The organism is Kitasatospora sp. NPDC059673 (genome assembly GCF_042734215.1).
Classification (GTDB): Bacteria; Actinomycetota; Actinomycetes; order Streptomycetales; family Streptomycetaceae; genus Kitasatospora.
On the sequence record NZ_JBHWEN010000002.1, the window covers coordinates 207,659 to 221,450 of the forward strand.

The 13,792-nt window shown below is 72.5% G+C and carries 16 protein-coding genes and 1 pseudogene; 7 read left to right on the forward strand and 10 right to left on the reverse strand.

Going from position 1 to position 13,792, the window contains the following annotated elements:
- Positions 1-35: 35 nt before the first annotated feature.
- Positions 36-1,634: an acyl-CoA carboxylase subunit beta gene (locus ACFV18_RS03290; RefSeq protein ID WP_380478674.1), complete on the reverse strand. Its 1,599-nt coding sequence runs from the start codon at positions 1,632-1,634 to the stop codon at positions 36-38.
- Positions 1,631-3,280: an acyclic terpene utilization AtuA family protein gene (locus tag ACFV18_RS03295; protein ID WP_380479242.1), complete on the reverse strand. Its 1,650-nt coding sequence runs from the start codon at positions 3,278-3,280 to the stop codon at positions 1,631-1,633. Before ACFV18_RS03295 ends, ACFV18_RS03290 begins: the two co-directional genes overlap by 4 nt.
- 299 nt (positions 3,281-3,579) lie before the next feature.
- Here ACFV18_RS03295 and gcvH point away from each other — a divergent pair, with 299 nt between their 5' ends.
- The 3 genes from gcvH to ACFV18_RS03310 all read left to right on the forward strand — a co-directional run bounded on the left by gcvH (position 3,580) and on the right by ACFV18_RS03310 (position 5,968).
- Positions 3,580-3,963: a glycine cleavage system protein GcvH gene (gcvH, locus tag ACFV18_RS03300; RefSeq protein WP_380478676.1), complete on the forward strand. Its 384-nt coding sequence runs from the start codon at positions 3,580-3,582 to the stop codon at positions 3,961-3,963.
- A gap of 163 nt (positions 3,964-4,126) precedes the next feature.
- Positions 4,127-5,116 carry an endonuclease/exonuclease/phosphatase family protein gene (locus ACFV18_RS03305; RefSeq protein ID WP_380478678.1) on the forward strand — a complete coding sequence of 330 codons (990 nt, stop codon included), beginning with the start codon at positions 4,127-4,129 and terminating at the stop codon, positions 5,114-5,116.
- A 300-nt stretch (positions 5,117-5,416) separates the two neighbouring features.
- Positions 5,417-5,968, forward strand: a complete 552-nt coding sequence (locus tag ACFV18_RS03310; protein WP_380478680.1) for a SixA phosphatase family protein — start codon at positions 5,417-5,419, stop codon at positions 5,966-5,968.
- 11 nt (positions 5,969-5,979) lie between these two features.
- On the opposite strand, the gene ACFV18_RS03315 is transcribed toward ACFV18_RS03310, so the two are convergent.
- Entirely contained in the window at positions 5,980-6,414 is a 435-nt protein-coding gene (locus ACFV18_RS03315; RefSeq protein WP_380478682.1) for a VOC family protein, read from the reverse strand.
- Positions 6,415-6,574: 160 nt separating this feature from the next.
- Here ACFV18_RS03315 and ACFV18_RS03320 point away from each other — a divergent pair, with 160 nt between their 5' ends.
- Both ACFV18_RS03320 and ACFV18_RS03325 read left to right on the forward strand, forming a co-directional pair.
- Positions 6,575-7,024, forward strand: coding sequence for a hypothetical protein (locus tag ACFV18_RS03320; protein ID WP_380478684.1), 450 nt, complete (start codon positions 6,575-6,577; stop codon positions 7,022-7,024).
- A gap of 82 nt (positions 7,025-7,106) precedes the next feature.
- On the forward strand, positions 7,107-7,499 hold the full coding sequence (locus ACFV18_RS03325) for a hypothetical protein (RefSeq protein ID WP_380478686.1): 393 nt from the start codon (positions 7,107-7,109) through the stop codon (positions 7,497-7,499).
- Here ACFV18_RS03325 and ACFV18_RS03330 read toward each other — a convergent pair.
- The 6 genes and pseudogenes from ACFV18_RS03330 to ACFV18_RS03355 all read right to left on the reverse strand — a co-directional run.
- The gene (locus ACFV18_RS03330; RefSeq protein ID WP_380478688.1) at positions 7,471-7,662 is read right to left on the reverse strand and encodes a hypothetical protein; all 192 of its coding nucleotides are present in this window, start codon (positions 7,660-7,662) and stop codon (positions 7,471-7,473) included. The genes ACFV18_RS03325 and ACFV18_RS03330 overlap by 29 nt on opposite strands.
- A 420-nt stretch (positions 7,663-8,082) precedes the next feature.
- The gene (locus tag ACFV18_RS03335; protein WP_380478690.1) at positions 8,083-9,084 is read right to left on the reverse strand and encodes a phosphatase PAP2 family protein; all 1,002 of its coding nucleotides are present in this window, start codon (positions 9,082-9,084) and stop codon (positions 8,083-8,085) included.
- A gap of 167 nt (positions 9,085-9,251) precedes the next feature.
- Positions 9,252-9,875: an MBL fold metallo-hydrolase gene (locus ACFV18_RS03340; protein ID WP_380478692.1), complete on the reverse strand. Its 624-nt coding sequence runs from the start codon at positions 9,873-9,875 to the stop codon at positions 9,252-9,254.
- Between the two features lie 92 nt (positions 9,876-9,967).
- Positions 9,968-11,542: an AMP-binding protein gene (locus ACFV18_RS03345; protein WP_380478694.1), complete on the reverse strand. Its 1,575-nt coding sequence runs from the start codon at positions 11,540-11,542 to the stop codon at positions 9,968-9,970.
- A gap of 66 nt (positions 11,543-11,608) precedes the next feature.
- Complete coding sequence (locus ACFV18_RS03350) at positions 11,609-11,854, reverse strand: MerR family DNA-binding protein (protein WP_380479245.1); 246 nt, start codon at positions 11,852-11,854, stop codon at positions 11,609-11,611.
- A gap of 11 nt (positions 11,855-11,865) precedes the next feature.
- Positions 11,866-11,958 (reverse strand): annotated as a pseudogene (locus ACFV18_RS03355) (MerR family transcriptional regulator); the annotation flags it as partial.
- Positions 11,959-12,059: 101 nt separating this feature from the next.
- On the opposite strand from ACFV18_RS03355, the gene ACFV18_RS03360 reads away from it, so the two are divergent.
- Positions 12,060-12,443, forward strand: a complete 384-nt coding sequence (locus tag ACFV18_RS03360; protein ID WP_380478696.1) for a DsbA family protein — start codon at positions 12,060-12,062, stop codon at positions 12,441-12,443.
- A gap of 4 nt (positions 12,444-12,447) precedes the next feature.
- Here ACFV18_RS03360 and ACFV18_RS03365 read toward each other — a convergent pair whose 3' ends face one another.
- Complete coding sequence (locus ACFV18_RS03365) at positions 12,448-13,389, reverse strand: nucleotidyl transferase AbiEii/AbiGii toxin family protein (protein ID WP_380478698.1); 942 nt, start codon at positions 13,387-13,389, stop codon at positions 12,448-12,450.
- 240 nt (positions 13,390-13,629) lie between these two features.
- Between ACFV18_RS03365 and ACFV18_RS03370 the strand changes: the two genes are divergently transcribed.
- Positions 13,630-13,782 (forward strand): hypothetical protein, encoded by a 153-nt coding sequence (locus tag ACFV18_RS03370; protein ID WP_380478700.1) that lies wholly within the window; start codon positions 13,630-13,632, stop codon positions 13,780-13,782.
- Positions 13,783-13,792: the final 10 nt, after the last annotated feature.

The following is a 13,792-nucleotide window of genomic DNA, read 5'->3' on the forward strand; positions in this document are numbered from 1 at the left end:
CTTTCGCTGTAGGGAGGTTGAGTTCGTCGGTGGCGCTACATCCGGAACACGCCGTAGCCGCGGGCGCCTTCGACCGGGCCGCTGTGGATCGCGGAGAGGCAGATGCCGAGCACGGTCCGGGTGTCGCGCGGGTCGATCACCCCGTCGTCGTAGAGCCGGCCGGACAGGAACGCGGGCAGCGACTCGGCCTCGATCTGCTGCTCGACCATGGCGCGGATGGTGGCGTCGGCGTCCTCGTCGTACGGCTGGCCCTTGGCGGCCGCGGACTGGCGGGCCACGATCGAGAGCACCCCGGCCAGTTGCTGCGGTCCCATGACGGCGGACTTGGCGCTGGGCCAGGCGAACAGGAAGCGCGGGTCGTAGGCGCGCCCGCACATGCCGTAGTGGCCGGCGCCGTAGGAGGCGCCCATCAGCACCGAGATGTGCGGGACGGTGCTGTTCGACACGGCGTTGATCATCATCGCGCCGTGCTTGATGATGCCGCCCTGCTCGTAGTCGCGGCCGACCATGTAGCCGGTGGTGTTGTGCAGGAACAGCAGCGGCCGGTCGCGCTGGTTGGCGAGTTGGATGAACTGGGCGGCCTTCTGCGACTCCTGGCTGAACAGCACGCCCTGGGCGTTCGCCAGGATGCCGACCGGGTACCCGTGGACGGTGGCCCAGCCGGTGGTCAGGCTGCTGCCGTACAGCGGCTTGAACTCGTCGAAGTCGGAGCCGTCGGCGATCCGGGCGATCACCTCGCGCGGGTCGAACGGTGCCTTCAGGTCGCCGGGGACGATGCCCAGCAGCTCGTCCTCCTGGTACTTCGGCGGCTCGTACCAACTCCTCGGCTCGGGGCCGGACTTGCGCCAGTGCAGGCGGTGCACCACCCGGCGGGCCAGGCGCAGCGCGTCGGGTTCGTCGAGGGCGAGGTGGTCGGCCAGGCCGGAGGTGCGGGCATGCATCTCGGCGCCGCCGAGGGACTCGTCGTCGGCCTCTTCGCCGGTGGCCATCTTGACCAGTGGCGGTCCGCCGAGGAACACCTTGGCCCGCTCCTTGACCATGATCACGTGGTCGGACATGCCGGGCACGTACGCCCCGCCCGCCGTGGAGTTGCCGAACACCACGGCCACGGTGGGGATTCCGGCCGCCGAGAGCCGGGTGAGGTCGCGGAACAGTGCGCCGCCCGGGATGAAGATCTCCTTCTGGCTGGGCAGGTCGGCGCCGCCGGACTCCACCAGGTTGACCAGCGGCAGCCGGTTGCGCAGTGCGATCTCGTTGGCCCGCAGGGCCTTGCGCAGCGTCCACGGGTTGGACGAACCGCCGCGCACGGTGGGGTCGTTGGCGGTGATCACGCACTCGGTGCCCTCGATCACGCCGATCCCGGTGACCAGCGACGCGCCGACCGGGTAGTCGCTGCCCCAGGCGGCCAGCGGCGAGAGTTCCAGGAACGGCGAGTCCGGGTCGATCAGCAGCTCGATCCGCTCCCGGGCCAGTAGTTTGCCCCGACTGCGGTGCCGCTCCACGTACTTGGGCCCGCCGCCGGCCAGCGCCTTGGCGTGTTCGGCGTCCAGCGCGGCGAGCCTCTCCAGCATGGCGGCGCGGTTGGCGGTGTACGCGGGCCCGCTGGTGTCCAGCCGAGTGGGCAGTACGGTCACAGCAGTGCCTCCGGGATGTCGAGGTGCCGGGAGCGCAGCCACTCCCCCAGCGCTTTGGCCTGCGGGTCGAACCGGGCCTGGGCGGCGACGCCTTCGCCGAGCAGGCCGCGGATGGTGAAGTTGACGGCGCGGAGCTTCGGCAGCAGGTGCCGCTCGATGGTCAACTGGCCGGTCTCCGGGAGGAGTTCGCGGAGCCTCTCGGTGGTCAGGGTGTGTGCGAGCCAGCGCCAGCCGGCCTCGTCGCGGGCCCACACGCCGAGGTTGGCGTCGCCGCCCTTGTCGCCGCTGCGGGCTCCGGCGACCAGGCCGAGCGGGGCCCGGCGGGTCGGGCCCTTCTCCGGCTCGGGCGGCAACTGCTGTTCCGTCGGGGCGAGTTGGGTCACACCGTGCTGGTGGGAATTGACGGTGACGGTGGCGCCGCCGGGCAGGTGGGCCAGGTGCTCGACCTCCTTGGCGTCCAACTCCCTTGCCTCGAACACCCCGTAGGGGGTGGCCGGGGAGGGCGGGGCGGTCAGATGGAAGCCCGGATAGCCGGCCAGGCCGAGTTCGACGGCGGCCGCGGTAAGAGCGCGGCCGACCTTGGCCTCCTGCGGGTCGCGGGCGGTGAGCCGGAGCAGGGCACTGGCCCGCTCCTCGGTGTCGGCGTCCGCATGATCGGTGCGGGCCAGCGTCCAGCGCAGTTCGGCCGGCGGGTCGGCCAGCGCGCGGGTCAACTGCCGTTGCAGGAAAGCCGCTTTGGCCTCGATGTCGAGCCCGGTGAGGACGAACACCAGCTCGTTGCGGTAGCCGCCGAGCCGGTTCAGCCCGACCTTGAGGGTGGCCGGCGGGGCCTCGCCGCGCACCCCGTCGATCCGCACCCGGTCCGGCCCGTCCTGGGTGAGCGTCACGGTGTCCAGGCGGGCGGTGACGTCCGGGCCGAGGTAGCGCGGTCCGCCTGTCTCGTACAGGAGTTGGGCGGTGACGGTGCCGACGTTCACCACGCCGCCGGTGCCCGGGTGCTTGGTGATCACGCTGCTGCCGTCGGCGTGCAGTTCGGCGAGCGGGAAGCCGGGGTGGTCGAGGAGGCCGTTCCTGTGTTCGGCGAAGAACGCGTAGTTCCCGCCGGTGGCCTGCGCCCCGCACTCCAGCACATGTCCGGCCACCACCGCACCCGCCAGCGCGTCCAAGTCGCCGGGCGTCCACCCGTAGTGCGCGATCCCCGGCCCGACCACCAGCGCGGCATCGGTCACCCGCCCCGTCACCACCACGTCCGCGCCACCGCGCAGGCACTCGGCGATGCCGAACGCCCCCAGGTACGCGTTGGCGGCGAGCAGCGGACGGCGCGGGTCCTCCCCCGTCCAGCCGAACTCCGCGGCGCGGGGCAACAGTTCGTCTCCCGTCAGGTACCCGATCCGGGCCCGCACCCCTTGCCGGTCGGCGAGCTCGCCGAGTGCCTCGGCGAGGCGGGACGGGTTGAGGCCGCCCGCGTTGACGACGATCCGCACGCCTCGGTCGATCGCCTCGGCGAGGCATTCCTCGGCCTGCCGCAGGAACGTCCGCGCGTAGCCGCGCTGCGGGTCGCGCAGCCGGTCGCGGGCCAGGATCAGCATCGTCAACTCGGCCAGGTAGTCGCCCGTCAGCACGTCCAGCGGACCGCCGGTCAGCATCTCCCGGAACGCGGCGAACCGGTCCCCGTAGAACCCCGAAGCATTGCCGATCCGCAGCACGGAACCTCCCAACTCCCAGCCGTCCGACCACCGTTCGTCCGGGTGGTCGCGACCGAGCGTGACACTGGCCCGCCGACAAATCAAGCACGCGTGCTTGTTTTTCTGCCGGCGCACGGCGCCCGCCCACCTGTCAAGCAAAACTGACGTTTCGTCGGTTTTGGGGAGGAAATCCACCGGCGGATCGACGGCCTCGGGCATGCTGAGCCTGCTGTGGTCAACCACCTTCCGGAGGAGTGAACATGTCGAACATCCCTGCTGATCTGCGGTTTGCCGAGTCGCACGAGTGGGCGCGCCTGGAGGCCGACGGCACGGTGACGGTCGGAATCAGCGATCACGCCCAGAACGCGCTCGGCGATGTGGTGTTCGTGGAGCTGACGGCGGTAGGGAAGGTCTTCAAGGCCGGCGACGCGGCCGGTCTGGTCGAGTCGGTCAAGGCCGCGTCGGACATCTACGCGCCGGTCGGCGGCACGGTGGTCGCCGTCAACGAGGAGCTGAACGACAGCCCGGAACTCCTCAACGAGGAGCCCTACGACGCCTGGATCTTCAGGCTCAAGCCGTCCGACAAGTCCGAGCTCGACAATCTGCGCGACGCGGCCGGCTACAAGGCGGTCATCGGCGAGTAGCCTCCGGGTCGGCCGGGCGGGCAGGGTCGGCCGGGGGCGCAGGGCCGGCCGGGGGCGCAGGGCCGGCCCGGGTGCGGAACCGAGCTCCCCCGCCGGGCGTCTTCTCCCGACGACGGCGACCGGTGATCATGAATGCCACCGGCGCCCCCACCGGAGGAGCATCGTGGCTGACGGCGTGTCGGGAACCGGTTCACTCGCGCGGAGAGGCCGCTGGTGGCGTCCGGCGCTGACCGTCCTGTGCGGCCTGCTGCTGCTCGGGCCTGCCGCGCTCGCCACGGTCCGCGTCCTGGGCCTGGACGACGGGACGGTCCTCGCCCTGCCGATCGCCGGGCTGCCGTTCGCCGCTCTGCTGACCTTGCTGCTGGTGCCGGTACTGGCCGTGCTGCGCCGCCGCTGGCTCGCGGGTCTGGCCGCCGTCCTGGTCGGGCTGCAACTGTGGTGGCTGGTACCGCGGTTCGTCCCGGACGGGGCGCAGGTGCCGGACGGTGCGCCGCGGCTTCGGGTGGCGACCAGCAACGCGTACATGGGCAATGTCTCGCCGCAGGCACTGGTCGACCTGGTCCGGGCGCAGCGACTGGACGCGCTGGCGGTCGAGGAGTTGAGCGGTTCGGCGGCGGCCGCGCTGGACGCGGCGGGCATCCGCGAGCTGCTGCCGCACCGGGAGATGCCGGACGGCACCGACACCGCGATCTACACCCGGCTGCCGGTGACGGCGGCGGCCGATCCGGCCTGGCCGACCACGAACGTGACCGTCACCGTGGACGGCCGGCCGGTCCAGCTGGTGGCGGTGCACACGTACTACCCGCTGGGTGACGCCCGCAAGTGGGCGGCCGGGATGCACGCGCTGCGGGATGCCGCGCCGGGGCGCAGCCGCAACGCGGTGCTGCTGGGCGACTTCAACGCGACGCTCGACCACGCGCCGATGCGGAGCCTGCTGGCGACCGGACTGGCGGACGTGCACGCCGAGTTGGGGGCCGGACTGTTCCCGACCTGGCCGGAGCACAACCTGGACTTCCCGTACCTGCCGCCGATGATCCAGATCGACCACGTCCTGCACGGCCCGGCCATGCTCCCCGTGTCGATCGACGAGCACACCCTGGTCCGGACGGACCACCGTGCGGTGGTGGCCGAACTGGCCGTCCGCGACAGCTGACTTTCCGGCCGCGAGGCTGGGGACCGCGACGGGTCGGTGGCGGAGCCCGCTCCACCAGCTGCCGGAAGACGTGCCTGCAGATCCGCTCGGCTGAGTGACCGACGTCTTCGTCGCCTCACCGCCCACGACACCCGCGCAGGCGAACGAGCCACGGACGGGCGCGGGCGGCCCAGCGACCGGCCCGCACGCCTCGGGTAGCGTTCAGCGGAAAGTGATCAAGCGATTCCGCCGGGCCGCGCCGGCGGACGGCGGCCATGGGAGGGCGATGTGACGTCGGCTACCGGCCGGAGGCTTGTGCTGGTGCGGCATGGGCAGGCCGAGCGGGACACGGCCGTTGATCAGGAGCGGCGGCTCGACGGGCCGGGGCGGGCGGAGGCGCTCGCGGCCGGGCGGTGGCTCGCGGGGTTCGGTGTCGTGCCGGAGCTCGCGCGGGTGTCCGGCGCCCGACGGACCCGGGAGACCTGGGACTGCGTGGGCGCGGCACTGGCGCGGCTGCCCGAGGTGGTCCACGAGCAGGGGCTCTACGACCTCAGCGTGGAGATCCACCGGCGGGCGGCGCCTCTCGGCGAACTGGTCACGCTGCTGCGGGAAACGCCCGAGGAGGTGGGCGAGCTGCTGGTGGTCGGGCACAATCCGAGCCTGCCGGAGCTGGTCGCGTTTCTGCTCGGAACGGCCGGCGGCGAGCTCTCGCGGCGGGTGGCGGATTCCGGTTTCCCGACCGCCTCGGTGGCCGTCCTGGAGTTCGACGGTTCCTGGCAGGACCTCGGGCCCGGTGCCACCAGGATCACCGCGTTCTGGACGCCGACGCCGATCGCCCGGCCCGGCGGGAGTGCCGGGCCGGGCGCCGGGTGACGGTCGGGCCGTCAGTCGAGGCAGAACTCGTTGCCCTCGACGTCCTGCATGACCTGGCAGGACTCGTTGTACCCGTCGGCGAGCAGGAGCTGGCCGCGGGTCGCGCCGAGGGCTTCGAGGCGGGCGCATTCTGCTTCGAGGGCGGCGAGGCGCTCCTGGCCGACCAGGCCGGTGCCGACCCGGATGTCGAGGTGGACGCGGTTCTTGACGACCTTGCCCTCGGGGACGCGCTGGAAATACATCCGCGGGCCGACGCCCTCCGGGTCGCTGGCCACGAACCAGGAGCCACGCTGCTCGGCCGGCTGCGACTCGGTGTACGCGCCCCAGCTGTCGAAGCCCTCCGGCACGGCCGGAGGAACGTAACCGAGCGCCTCGCACCAGAAACGACCGACGCGCTCCGGTTCGGCGCAGTCGAAGGTGACCTGGAACTTCTTGACCGTTGGCATCGCGCCACCGTAGCAGGGGGCGATCCTGCCCTCGACTGATTTACGGCGCCCGGCAGTTGATCCCGGTGCCCTGGGCGCCACGTGTGGATCGGGCGCGCGCCTGCGGGGAAGCGGGCGGCGGAGTGATGGCGTGTCGGTGTGGCGTGCGATGCTCCCCCGCATGGGAGTGCTGTTCGGCTACTTCGCCGCCGCTGACGATGACGACGCCCTGGAGGCAGTGGTCCGGGACGACGACGAGCCCTTCGGGGCGGGGTACGACGGGGTGGTGGTGAAGGGCATCGATCCGATGGTGGTGCTCGGCCCGGCCGAGGAGTTGGTGACGGGCCGCTCGGCCGCCGAGCTCCGCGCGGACCCGCGGCGCGCGGCGCTGGTCGGCATGGCCGAGGGCGGCGAGGTGGTGGTGCTGACCCTGTCGGACACCTTCCGGGGCGCGCTCGGGCAGCTCCACGAGGACGCCGCGCTGCTGCACGAGGTCGCCGAGCGGTGGGCAGCGACCGAGGACATGGTCCACGACCAGGCCGAGCTCGCCGAGTTCCTGAGCGAGTTGTCCGGGATCGCGGTGCGGGCGGAGGCCGGCGGTGCGCGCCTGTACTGCTGGGCCTGCCCCTGACGGCCCGCTCCAGGACGGTCAATGCCGAGCTCAACGGCGCGGTGGCCCTGCCGGGCGGGCGGGAGCTGGTACCCGGGGTCGGGTGGAAGGGGCGTACCGGTGCGCGTCGGGCGGTGCGCTGCGGGACAGGGCGCGGCCGGCGGTCTTCGAGCCGGACGCCACGACGCTGCTGCCGCACCGGCGGGTGGCCGCCCTCCGGTGCGGGGACGCGTTCCCGTTCGCCGAGCGGACCGGCGCGGACGAGCCGGCGGGCGACCGGTACGTGCAGGTGCGGTACCGGCGGGACAGCGCGTGCTACCGGTTGGAGTACCGCGACGGCCTCCCGTCCGGGCATGACCGGGCGGTGACGGACTCCCCCGCTGCGGTGGCGGGCCTGTCGGCGTGGCGGCGGAACTTCGACCGGGCGCTTCTCGACGACCGGTGCACCCACCCGTCCGCCGGGCCGGTCAGAGGAGCCAGAGGCCGAAGCCGGTGACCAGGATGCCGGTGGCGATCAGGAGGGGGCCGAGGAGGTGGTCGCGCGGGCGGTCGGTACCGGGGCGGATCCGGATGGTGGAGGCCAGACCGACGGCGAAGAGCACGGCGCCGAGCGGGGCGATCACCCAGAGCGCGGGCGCGACAGTGTGACCGGAGATCATCGGGCGGTCGGCAGGGCGGCGGGTCGGGGGCGCTCGCCGGGCGCAGACGGGGTGTGGGGTGTGGCCATGGTGGGTCCTCCTGCGGTGTTCCGCACGACGCTACCCGCGTCCACAACAAGACTCCGCCACGGATTGGCAAAGCCTTTACCGCGACCGGCGGACGGGCGGGCCGGTCCTGGGTTTTGACGGTCCGTCAGCTCCCGCACGCGGTCCAACCGGCCGCGACGGGCGTCCTTCGGCTCCCAGCGAACGCCCAGGAAACTCCCCGGCCGTTCGCAGGGGGGTTCCGCGCGGGTTGCGCAGGCGGTGAGGAGAACGCGCCGAGGGAGCGGCGGCCGTGCGGAGGTCCTGCGCAGACACCCCGGCCCCGGTCCGGCACCACTTTGCCGGTCCCGGGCCGGGGGCCCGTACGTCGAAAGTTCAGCCGACCGGGACGGAGGACGGCGTCGCGTTGACGGCGGCAGCTTCCTGCTTCGCGGTGCGGCTCGCGGCACGGCGGGCGAAGAAACGATTGACCAGGGTGACCGCCGCCCAGGCGTAGGCCCAGCCGACCAGCACGTCGATGATGAAGTGCTCGCCGCCATAGACCAGGGTGAAGCCCATGGCCAGGAGGTACGCGGCGAGGATCACCCGCAGGGTGCGGCCGGCCCGGGGCCAGAAAACCAGGGCGATCATCATCGGGTACGCGGAGTGCAGCGAAGGCATCGCGGCCACGTCGTTGGCGAACCGGCTGCCGTTCTCGAATATGGTGCCGGCCCGGTGCAGGCCGCTGTTCTCCAGCACGACGTTGACGATCCGGTCGACGGCCGGCATGTGGTTCTCGATCCCGGCCAGCCACGGCGGGACGGCCGGGTACAGCACGTAGGTGAGGAAGCCGGCGAAGGTAATGGCGAGGTAGCAGGCGAGGAAGTGCCGGAACCGGGCGTGGTTGCGCTTCCAGAGCACGGCGAGGATCACGAAGACCGCGAAGAAGTGCGACATGTAGACGCTGACTATCGCGTAGTCGTACCACTGCGGTTGGCCCGGGTGGTAGAGCAGGTGCTGCAGGCGCACCGTCCACGTCTCGCCGAAGCCGAGGACCTTGTCGAAGGCGAGCTGGGGGGCGTAGTGCGGCCGCCAGGGGGTGTGCGCCCCGTAGCCTCTGAGCAGCGAGTACGCCCAGACCACGGCCATCACCGGCACCCAGTCGCGCAGCACGTGCAGCCAGCCCTTGCGGCCGCCGCTGTGCACGGACGCGGCGACCAGCGCGGCGATCAGCCAGAGGAAGACCACGTCGTTGGCGTAGGGCAGTCCGTAGACCGCGAGGTAGCGCCAGAATGCGAGGGCGAACAGCGGCCAGGCGGAGTGCCTGGGGCGGAGTCTGGCCAGAAGATTGACCAGCAGCGAACGTGACCGGGCTGCCAAGTGGGACGAGTCGATCATGCGTCACGAAGCTAGCAAGAGCGTCTTGGAGAAACCTCAAGCCGCGCGCCCGGGCTCCCAGTGAATTCCCAGACGGCACACGGACGGGCGACGGGGGTGCGCCGCCGCCCGCCGGCGGTGGGCCGGGCCGGTCGGAACCGGCCGGGGAAAGCCGAGACCAGCTGGGTTCAGTCGAGCCGGGTGGACTCGCCGAGGGCGAGGCGCGTGTAGCGGGCGTCCGCCTCGCCGTCGAGCCAGCCGTCGAAGTTCTCCCGGCCGGCCGCGCTGTGGTAGTGGTCGTGGATCGGGACGACGCGCCCCGGGCGGACGGCGCGCACCATCTCGATCGCCCCGCGCATGGTCAGCCACGGCCCGGTGGTGGGCAGCAGCAGGGTACGCACCTCCTCGTCGGGGACGTGCAGCGAGTCGCCCGGGTGGTAGAGAGCGCCCTCGACCAAGTAGCCGAGGTTCGGGCAGTCCGGGTGGTTGTCGATGACCTGGGCGTGCCGCCCGCCGACGGCGCGCACTGCGAAGCCGCCCGCCTCGAACCGCTCCCCCACCGCCAACGGGCGGACGCCGTCGCCCAGTTCGGCGGCGACGTCCTCCGGGGCGAACACCTCGAGGGCCGGGTCGGCCTTCCGGGCCGCCGCCAGCAGGTCGTGGTCCACATGGTCGCGGTGACCGTGGGTGATCAGCACCGCGCGGACTCCCGCGAAGGCTTCCGGCGCCGTCCAGCACCCCGGGTCGATCAGCACGGACTTCTGGTCGTCCTCGATCCGGACGCACGCGTGGACATACTTCGTCAGCAGCATCCGGTCAACCTATCGGCCCCGCCGGAGCGCCGCCTCCCGTTTTTCCCAGGCTCCCTGACGCTCCGTCAGCTCCCGGGAGCCCGGGGCGGCGGTCAGTTCGCGGCGGCCTCGCGCAGGCGCTTCTTGTCCGGCTTGCCGACGGGCGTCAGCGGGATCTCCTCGACGAGGTGCAGCACCTCGGGGGCGTAGATCCGGCCCTTGCGTTCGGTGACGAAGGCGCGCAGCTCGTCCAGGCACGGCTGCCGGCCCGGGGCGGGGACGACGGCGACGTGGACGTGCTCGGTCTCCTGCTCGTCGCGGACGCCGAAGACCGCGCAGCGGGCGACCGTCGGGTGGGTGACCAGGAGGTCTTCCAGCTCGGAGGGGTAGACGTGCCCGCCGACCACGATGATCAGGTCCTTGACCCGGTCGGACAGGTAGAGGTAGCCGTCCTCGTCGAAGTAGCCGACATCGCCGGTGTGCAGCCAGCCGTCCCGCACCACCGCGGCGGTGAGCTCGGGCTGCTTCCAGTACCCGGCCATGACGGCCTCGGAGCGCAGGTGGATCTCGCCCTCCTCGCCGGTCGGCAGGTCGGCGCCGTCGAGGTCACGGATCGCCACCTCGACGCCCGGGACGGGCCGGCCGACCGGGATCTGCCCGCCGCGGCCGGTCCGGCCGTGCTCCTGGGGGCCGAGGGCGGAGATCAGCTGTGCCTCCGACATGCCGTAGACGCCGACCAGCACCGGGCCGAAGACCTTGAGCGCCTCGCGGATCCGGGTCGGCGAGGCGGCGCTGCCGCCGTACATGATCAGCCGCAGGCTGGACAGGTCGGTGCGGCCGATCATCGGGTGGTCGAGCAGCTGGTGGAGCAGCGCCGGCAGCACCCAGAACTCGGTGATGCGTTCGCGTTCGATGGCCGCCAGGACAGCGCCGGGGTCGAAGGAGCGCTGAAGGACCACCGTGCCGCCGCGCTGGAGGACCATGTCTGAGAAGATCCCGGCGAGGTGGGCCAGCGGGGTGGCGACGAGGAGCCGGGGCGCGAGGGCGCCGCTGCCCACCGGGGCGTCGAAGACGCGGCGGTAGGGCCCGTGCAGGCTGACGATGCCCTTCGGGATGCCGGTGGTGCCGCCGGTGTGGCGGATGCCGAGGTCGTCCTCCGGGCCGATCCGGACGTCCGGCGGCTCGGCAGGGCGGTGGGCGGCCGCGGCGATCACGTCAGCACCGATGGCGTTGGTGCCGTCGGCCGGGCCGGGGCCCAGGGTGAGGACGGTCGGCACGTCGATCAGCGGGAGCAACTCCGGTGCGTGGGCGTACCGTTCGGCGTCCACGAGCAGCACGGCGGTGTCGACGCTCGCGGTGATCTCGGCCAGCACCGGGGCGCTCATCCCGTCGTACAGGTTCACCACCCGGGCGCCGGCCAGGCCCGCCGCGTACCGGGCGCTCAGCGCCTCGGGGGTGTTGCCGGTCAGCAGGGTCACGGTGGTGCCGCGGGCGACGCCCCGGGAGATCAGCTCGTGGGCGAGGCGGTAGGTGGCGGCGGCGAACTCGCCGGCGGTGATCCCGGCGCCGTCGGCGGTGACGATGGCCGGCCGGTCCGGGTCGGCGGCGAGGGACCGGAGGATCAGCGCAAGGCCGTTGACGAACTCCGCGTCGGGCATGGCTACTTCTTCGTTGTGGTAGGCAACCATGGCCTCAGGCTAACCCGACCGGGCCGCCGAACCGGGAAGCGGCGGCCGGTAGTTGGCGCGAACACTTCACCGACGGCGCATTTTTGACGACCAGCCGGATTGCGCGCCGGGGGTGACGGTGGTGCAGATGCCATCCGGCGCTCGATGTCGGAGAGGTCCTCGTGGATGAGGCCGGTTGACGTGGCCGCACCGGGCGTGACCGTCGTCGCGCAGCGTGAGCAGCGAGCGGATCTCGGCGAGGGTGAGTCCGGCACCTCGGGTGTCGCGGAGGAACCGGGCCGGCTCACCGCGCTGTCCGGGCAGTCGCGGCAGCCGCCCGGGGTGCGCGGGGGCGGGCGCAGCAGGCCGCTGTCCTCGTGGAAGCGGACGGTCTTGGTCCTCGGCCCGGTGCGGGCGGCGAGGTCGCCGATGCGCATGGCCCCAGGCCGGCGCTTGACCTACCAGTACGGTGGAAGGTCCAGCCTCGAACGACGAGGCGGCGAGGCGACGGGACGCCGGAGAAGTGGAGGAGCGGCACATGCGCATCACGGTGCTGACGGTGGCGGACTGCCCGAACGCGCGCCCCGCGCTTTCGCTGGTGACCGCCGCGCTGGCTGGGCAGGAGGCCGAGGTCGACCTGATCGAGGTGGCCGACGAGTCCGAGGCCGCCCAGTTGGGCATGTACGGCTCGCCGACCATCCTGATCAACGGCGCCGACCCCTTCGCCCCGCCCGGCGCGGAGCCCAGCCTGTCCTGCCGCCTCTACTGGCACCCCGACGGCAGGATGTCCGGCCTGCCGGACGAAGCCGCCCTCCGCCGGGCCCTCGCCGGACAGGCCACGCCGACGCAGCACGGCACGCCGACGCAGCACGGCGCGGCAACGCAGCACGGCGCGGCGGCGGACTGCTGTTCGACCAAGTGACCGGCTAGTGGCGCAGCGCGGCGAGGGCGTCCCGCAGTCGTCCCGACCACTCGTCGGCGGTGCCGGTGATTCGGGGGTCGGCGGCTCGCAGGTCCGCCCAGTCGGGCGGGGGGACGGCGAGGGTGTCCAGCCGCAGTCGCCCCGGGTGGCCGGGCTCGCGGGCGAGGACGCGACGCAGCAGGTCCGGGGCGAGGGTGGCCGCGCACACTTCGGCGAGCAGGACGGCGTCGTACAGGTCCTTGGCGCGGGCTCGGCCCTCGGCGCCGTCGGCGTGCAGCCACAGCAGTTTCCAGGCGAGCGACAGTTCCCTGCTCGCCGTCCGGACCGCCGTCACCCCGGCGCCGTCACCGCGTGGCACGGCTGTCAGTACGGGCGGCTCGGGCAGCCGTTCGTCGTGCGCGAAGTCGACGGTCACCTCGCCGGCCGGCCGCCCGTCCGCCGTCCACTGCACGGCGATCCGCACGCCCGGTACCTCGCCGTCGCTGTCGTAGGTCCACCCGCCGTCGGTGCGAACGGAGTTGGGGTCGAGCGCGATGCCGGGGGCGGCCACCGGGTGCCGGGCGACGAGCTCGCGCAGCACCGTTTCCGGCCCCTGGTCGTCGGCCTCGGCCTCCGGTACCCAGTGGCATCCTTCGGGCGGGAGGTGCGCGCGCAGGCCGCGCGTCTCGAACTCCTCGAACGCCCACATCTCGTACCCGGCCGCGCCGTCGGCTGCCTCGGGCCACTGCTGGAGCGTCGTCAACTCCTGGACGTACGGGTAGGGGTCGGCCTGGTCGACGGGGACCAGGGTGGACGGTTCCACGACCCAGTCCAGATCGGCGGGTTCCCGCGCGGCCTCACCCACCCAGGCGGGCATCACCATGCTCCCCCGCAGCACCAGCGCGCCGCCCCAGGCCGACCCCGCCAGCAACGCCACCAAGTGGTCGAGCACCGCACGCCGCCCCACCGGCCACCCACTTTCCGTCCTGGTCCGCGCGGGCGACAGTAGCGGGCCCCACGGACAATCGGCCCGGCCGGGCCAATACTGTCGCCGCACACGGAAGTTATGTTGACGAACCGGTCCGGCTGGGCAACACTGTCTGACGCGGTCGCGTCAAGCGGTTGCGGCAGATTCAGTCACCCGCACGACGCCCGGTCACCGAAGGTTGCGGTGGCCTGCCGTGCGCTCTTGTCAGGAGGACCCTCCATGGAAGCTCCTACCCTGCAAGCACCCCAGGGCGACACCCTCGTCCTCGACGAGGAGTTCGACCTCGTGGTCGGCGAACTGGAGCAGACCGCTCCGGCGAACACGCCCAGCGCCACCACCTGCACCCTGCACATCTACTGCGTTCCGCAGTAAGCGTTTCCGA

What these genes read in the sequence shown, in the direction of transcription:
- ACFV18_RS03335 (WP_380478690.1), bottom strand. Translation starts at nt 9,084, where the DNA reads ATGATCGACTCGTCCCACTTGGCAGCCCGGTCACGTTCGCTGCTGGTC.
- ACFV18_RS03320 (WP_380478684.1), top strand. Translation starts at nt 6,575, where the DNA reads ATGGGAGTGCTGTTCGGCTACTTCGCCGCCGCTGACGATGACGACGCC.
- ACFV18_RS03345 (WP_380478694.1), bottom strand. Translation starts at nt 11,542, where the DNA reads ATGGTTGCCTACCACAACGAAGAAGTAGCCATGCCCGACGCGGAGTTC.
- ACFV18_RS03360 (WP_380478696.1), top strand. Translation starts at nt 12,060, where the DNA reads ATGCGCATCACGGTGCTGACGGTGGCGGACTGCCCGAACGCGCGCCCC.
- ACFV18_RS03340 (WP_380478692.1), bottom strand. Translation starts at nt 9,875, where the DNA reads ATGCTGCTGACGAAGTATGTCCACGCGTGCGTCCGGATCGAGGACGAC.
- gcvH (WP_380478676.1), top strand. Translation starts at nt 3,580, where the DNA reads ATGTCGAACATCCCTGCTGATCTGCGGTTTGCCGAGTCGCACGAGTGG.
- ACFV18_RS03295 (WP_380479242.1), bottom strand. Translation starts at nt 3,280, where the DNA reads ATGCTGACCGGCGGTCCGCTGGACGTGCTGACGGGCGACTACCTGGCC.
- ACFV18_RS03315 (WP_380478682.1), bottom strand. Translation starts at nt 6,414, where the DNA reads ATGCCAACGGTCAAGAAGTTCCAGGTCACCTTCGACTGCGCCGAACCG.
- ACFV18_RS03370 (WP_380478700.1), top strand. Translation starts at nt 13,630, where the DNA reads ATGGAAGCTCCTACCCTGCAAGCACCCCAGGGCGACACCCTCGTCCTC.
- ACFV18_RS03330 (WP_380478688.1), bottom strand. Translation starts at nt 7,662, where the DNA reads ATGATCTCCGGTCACACTGTCGCGCCCGCGCTCTGGGTGATCGCCCCG.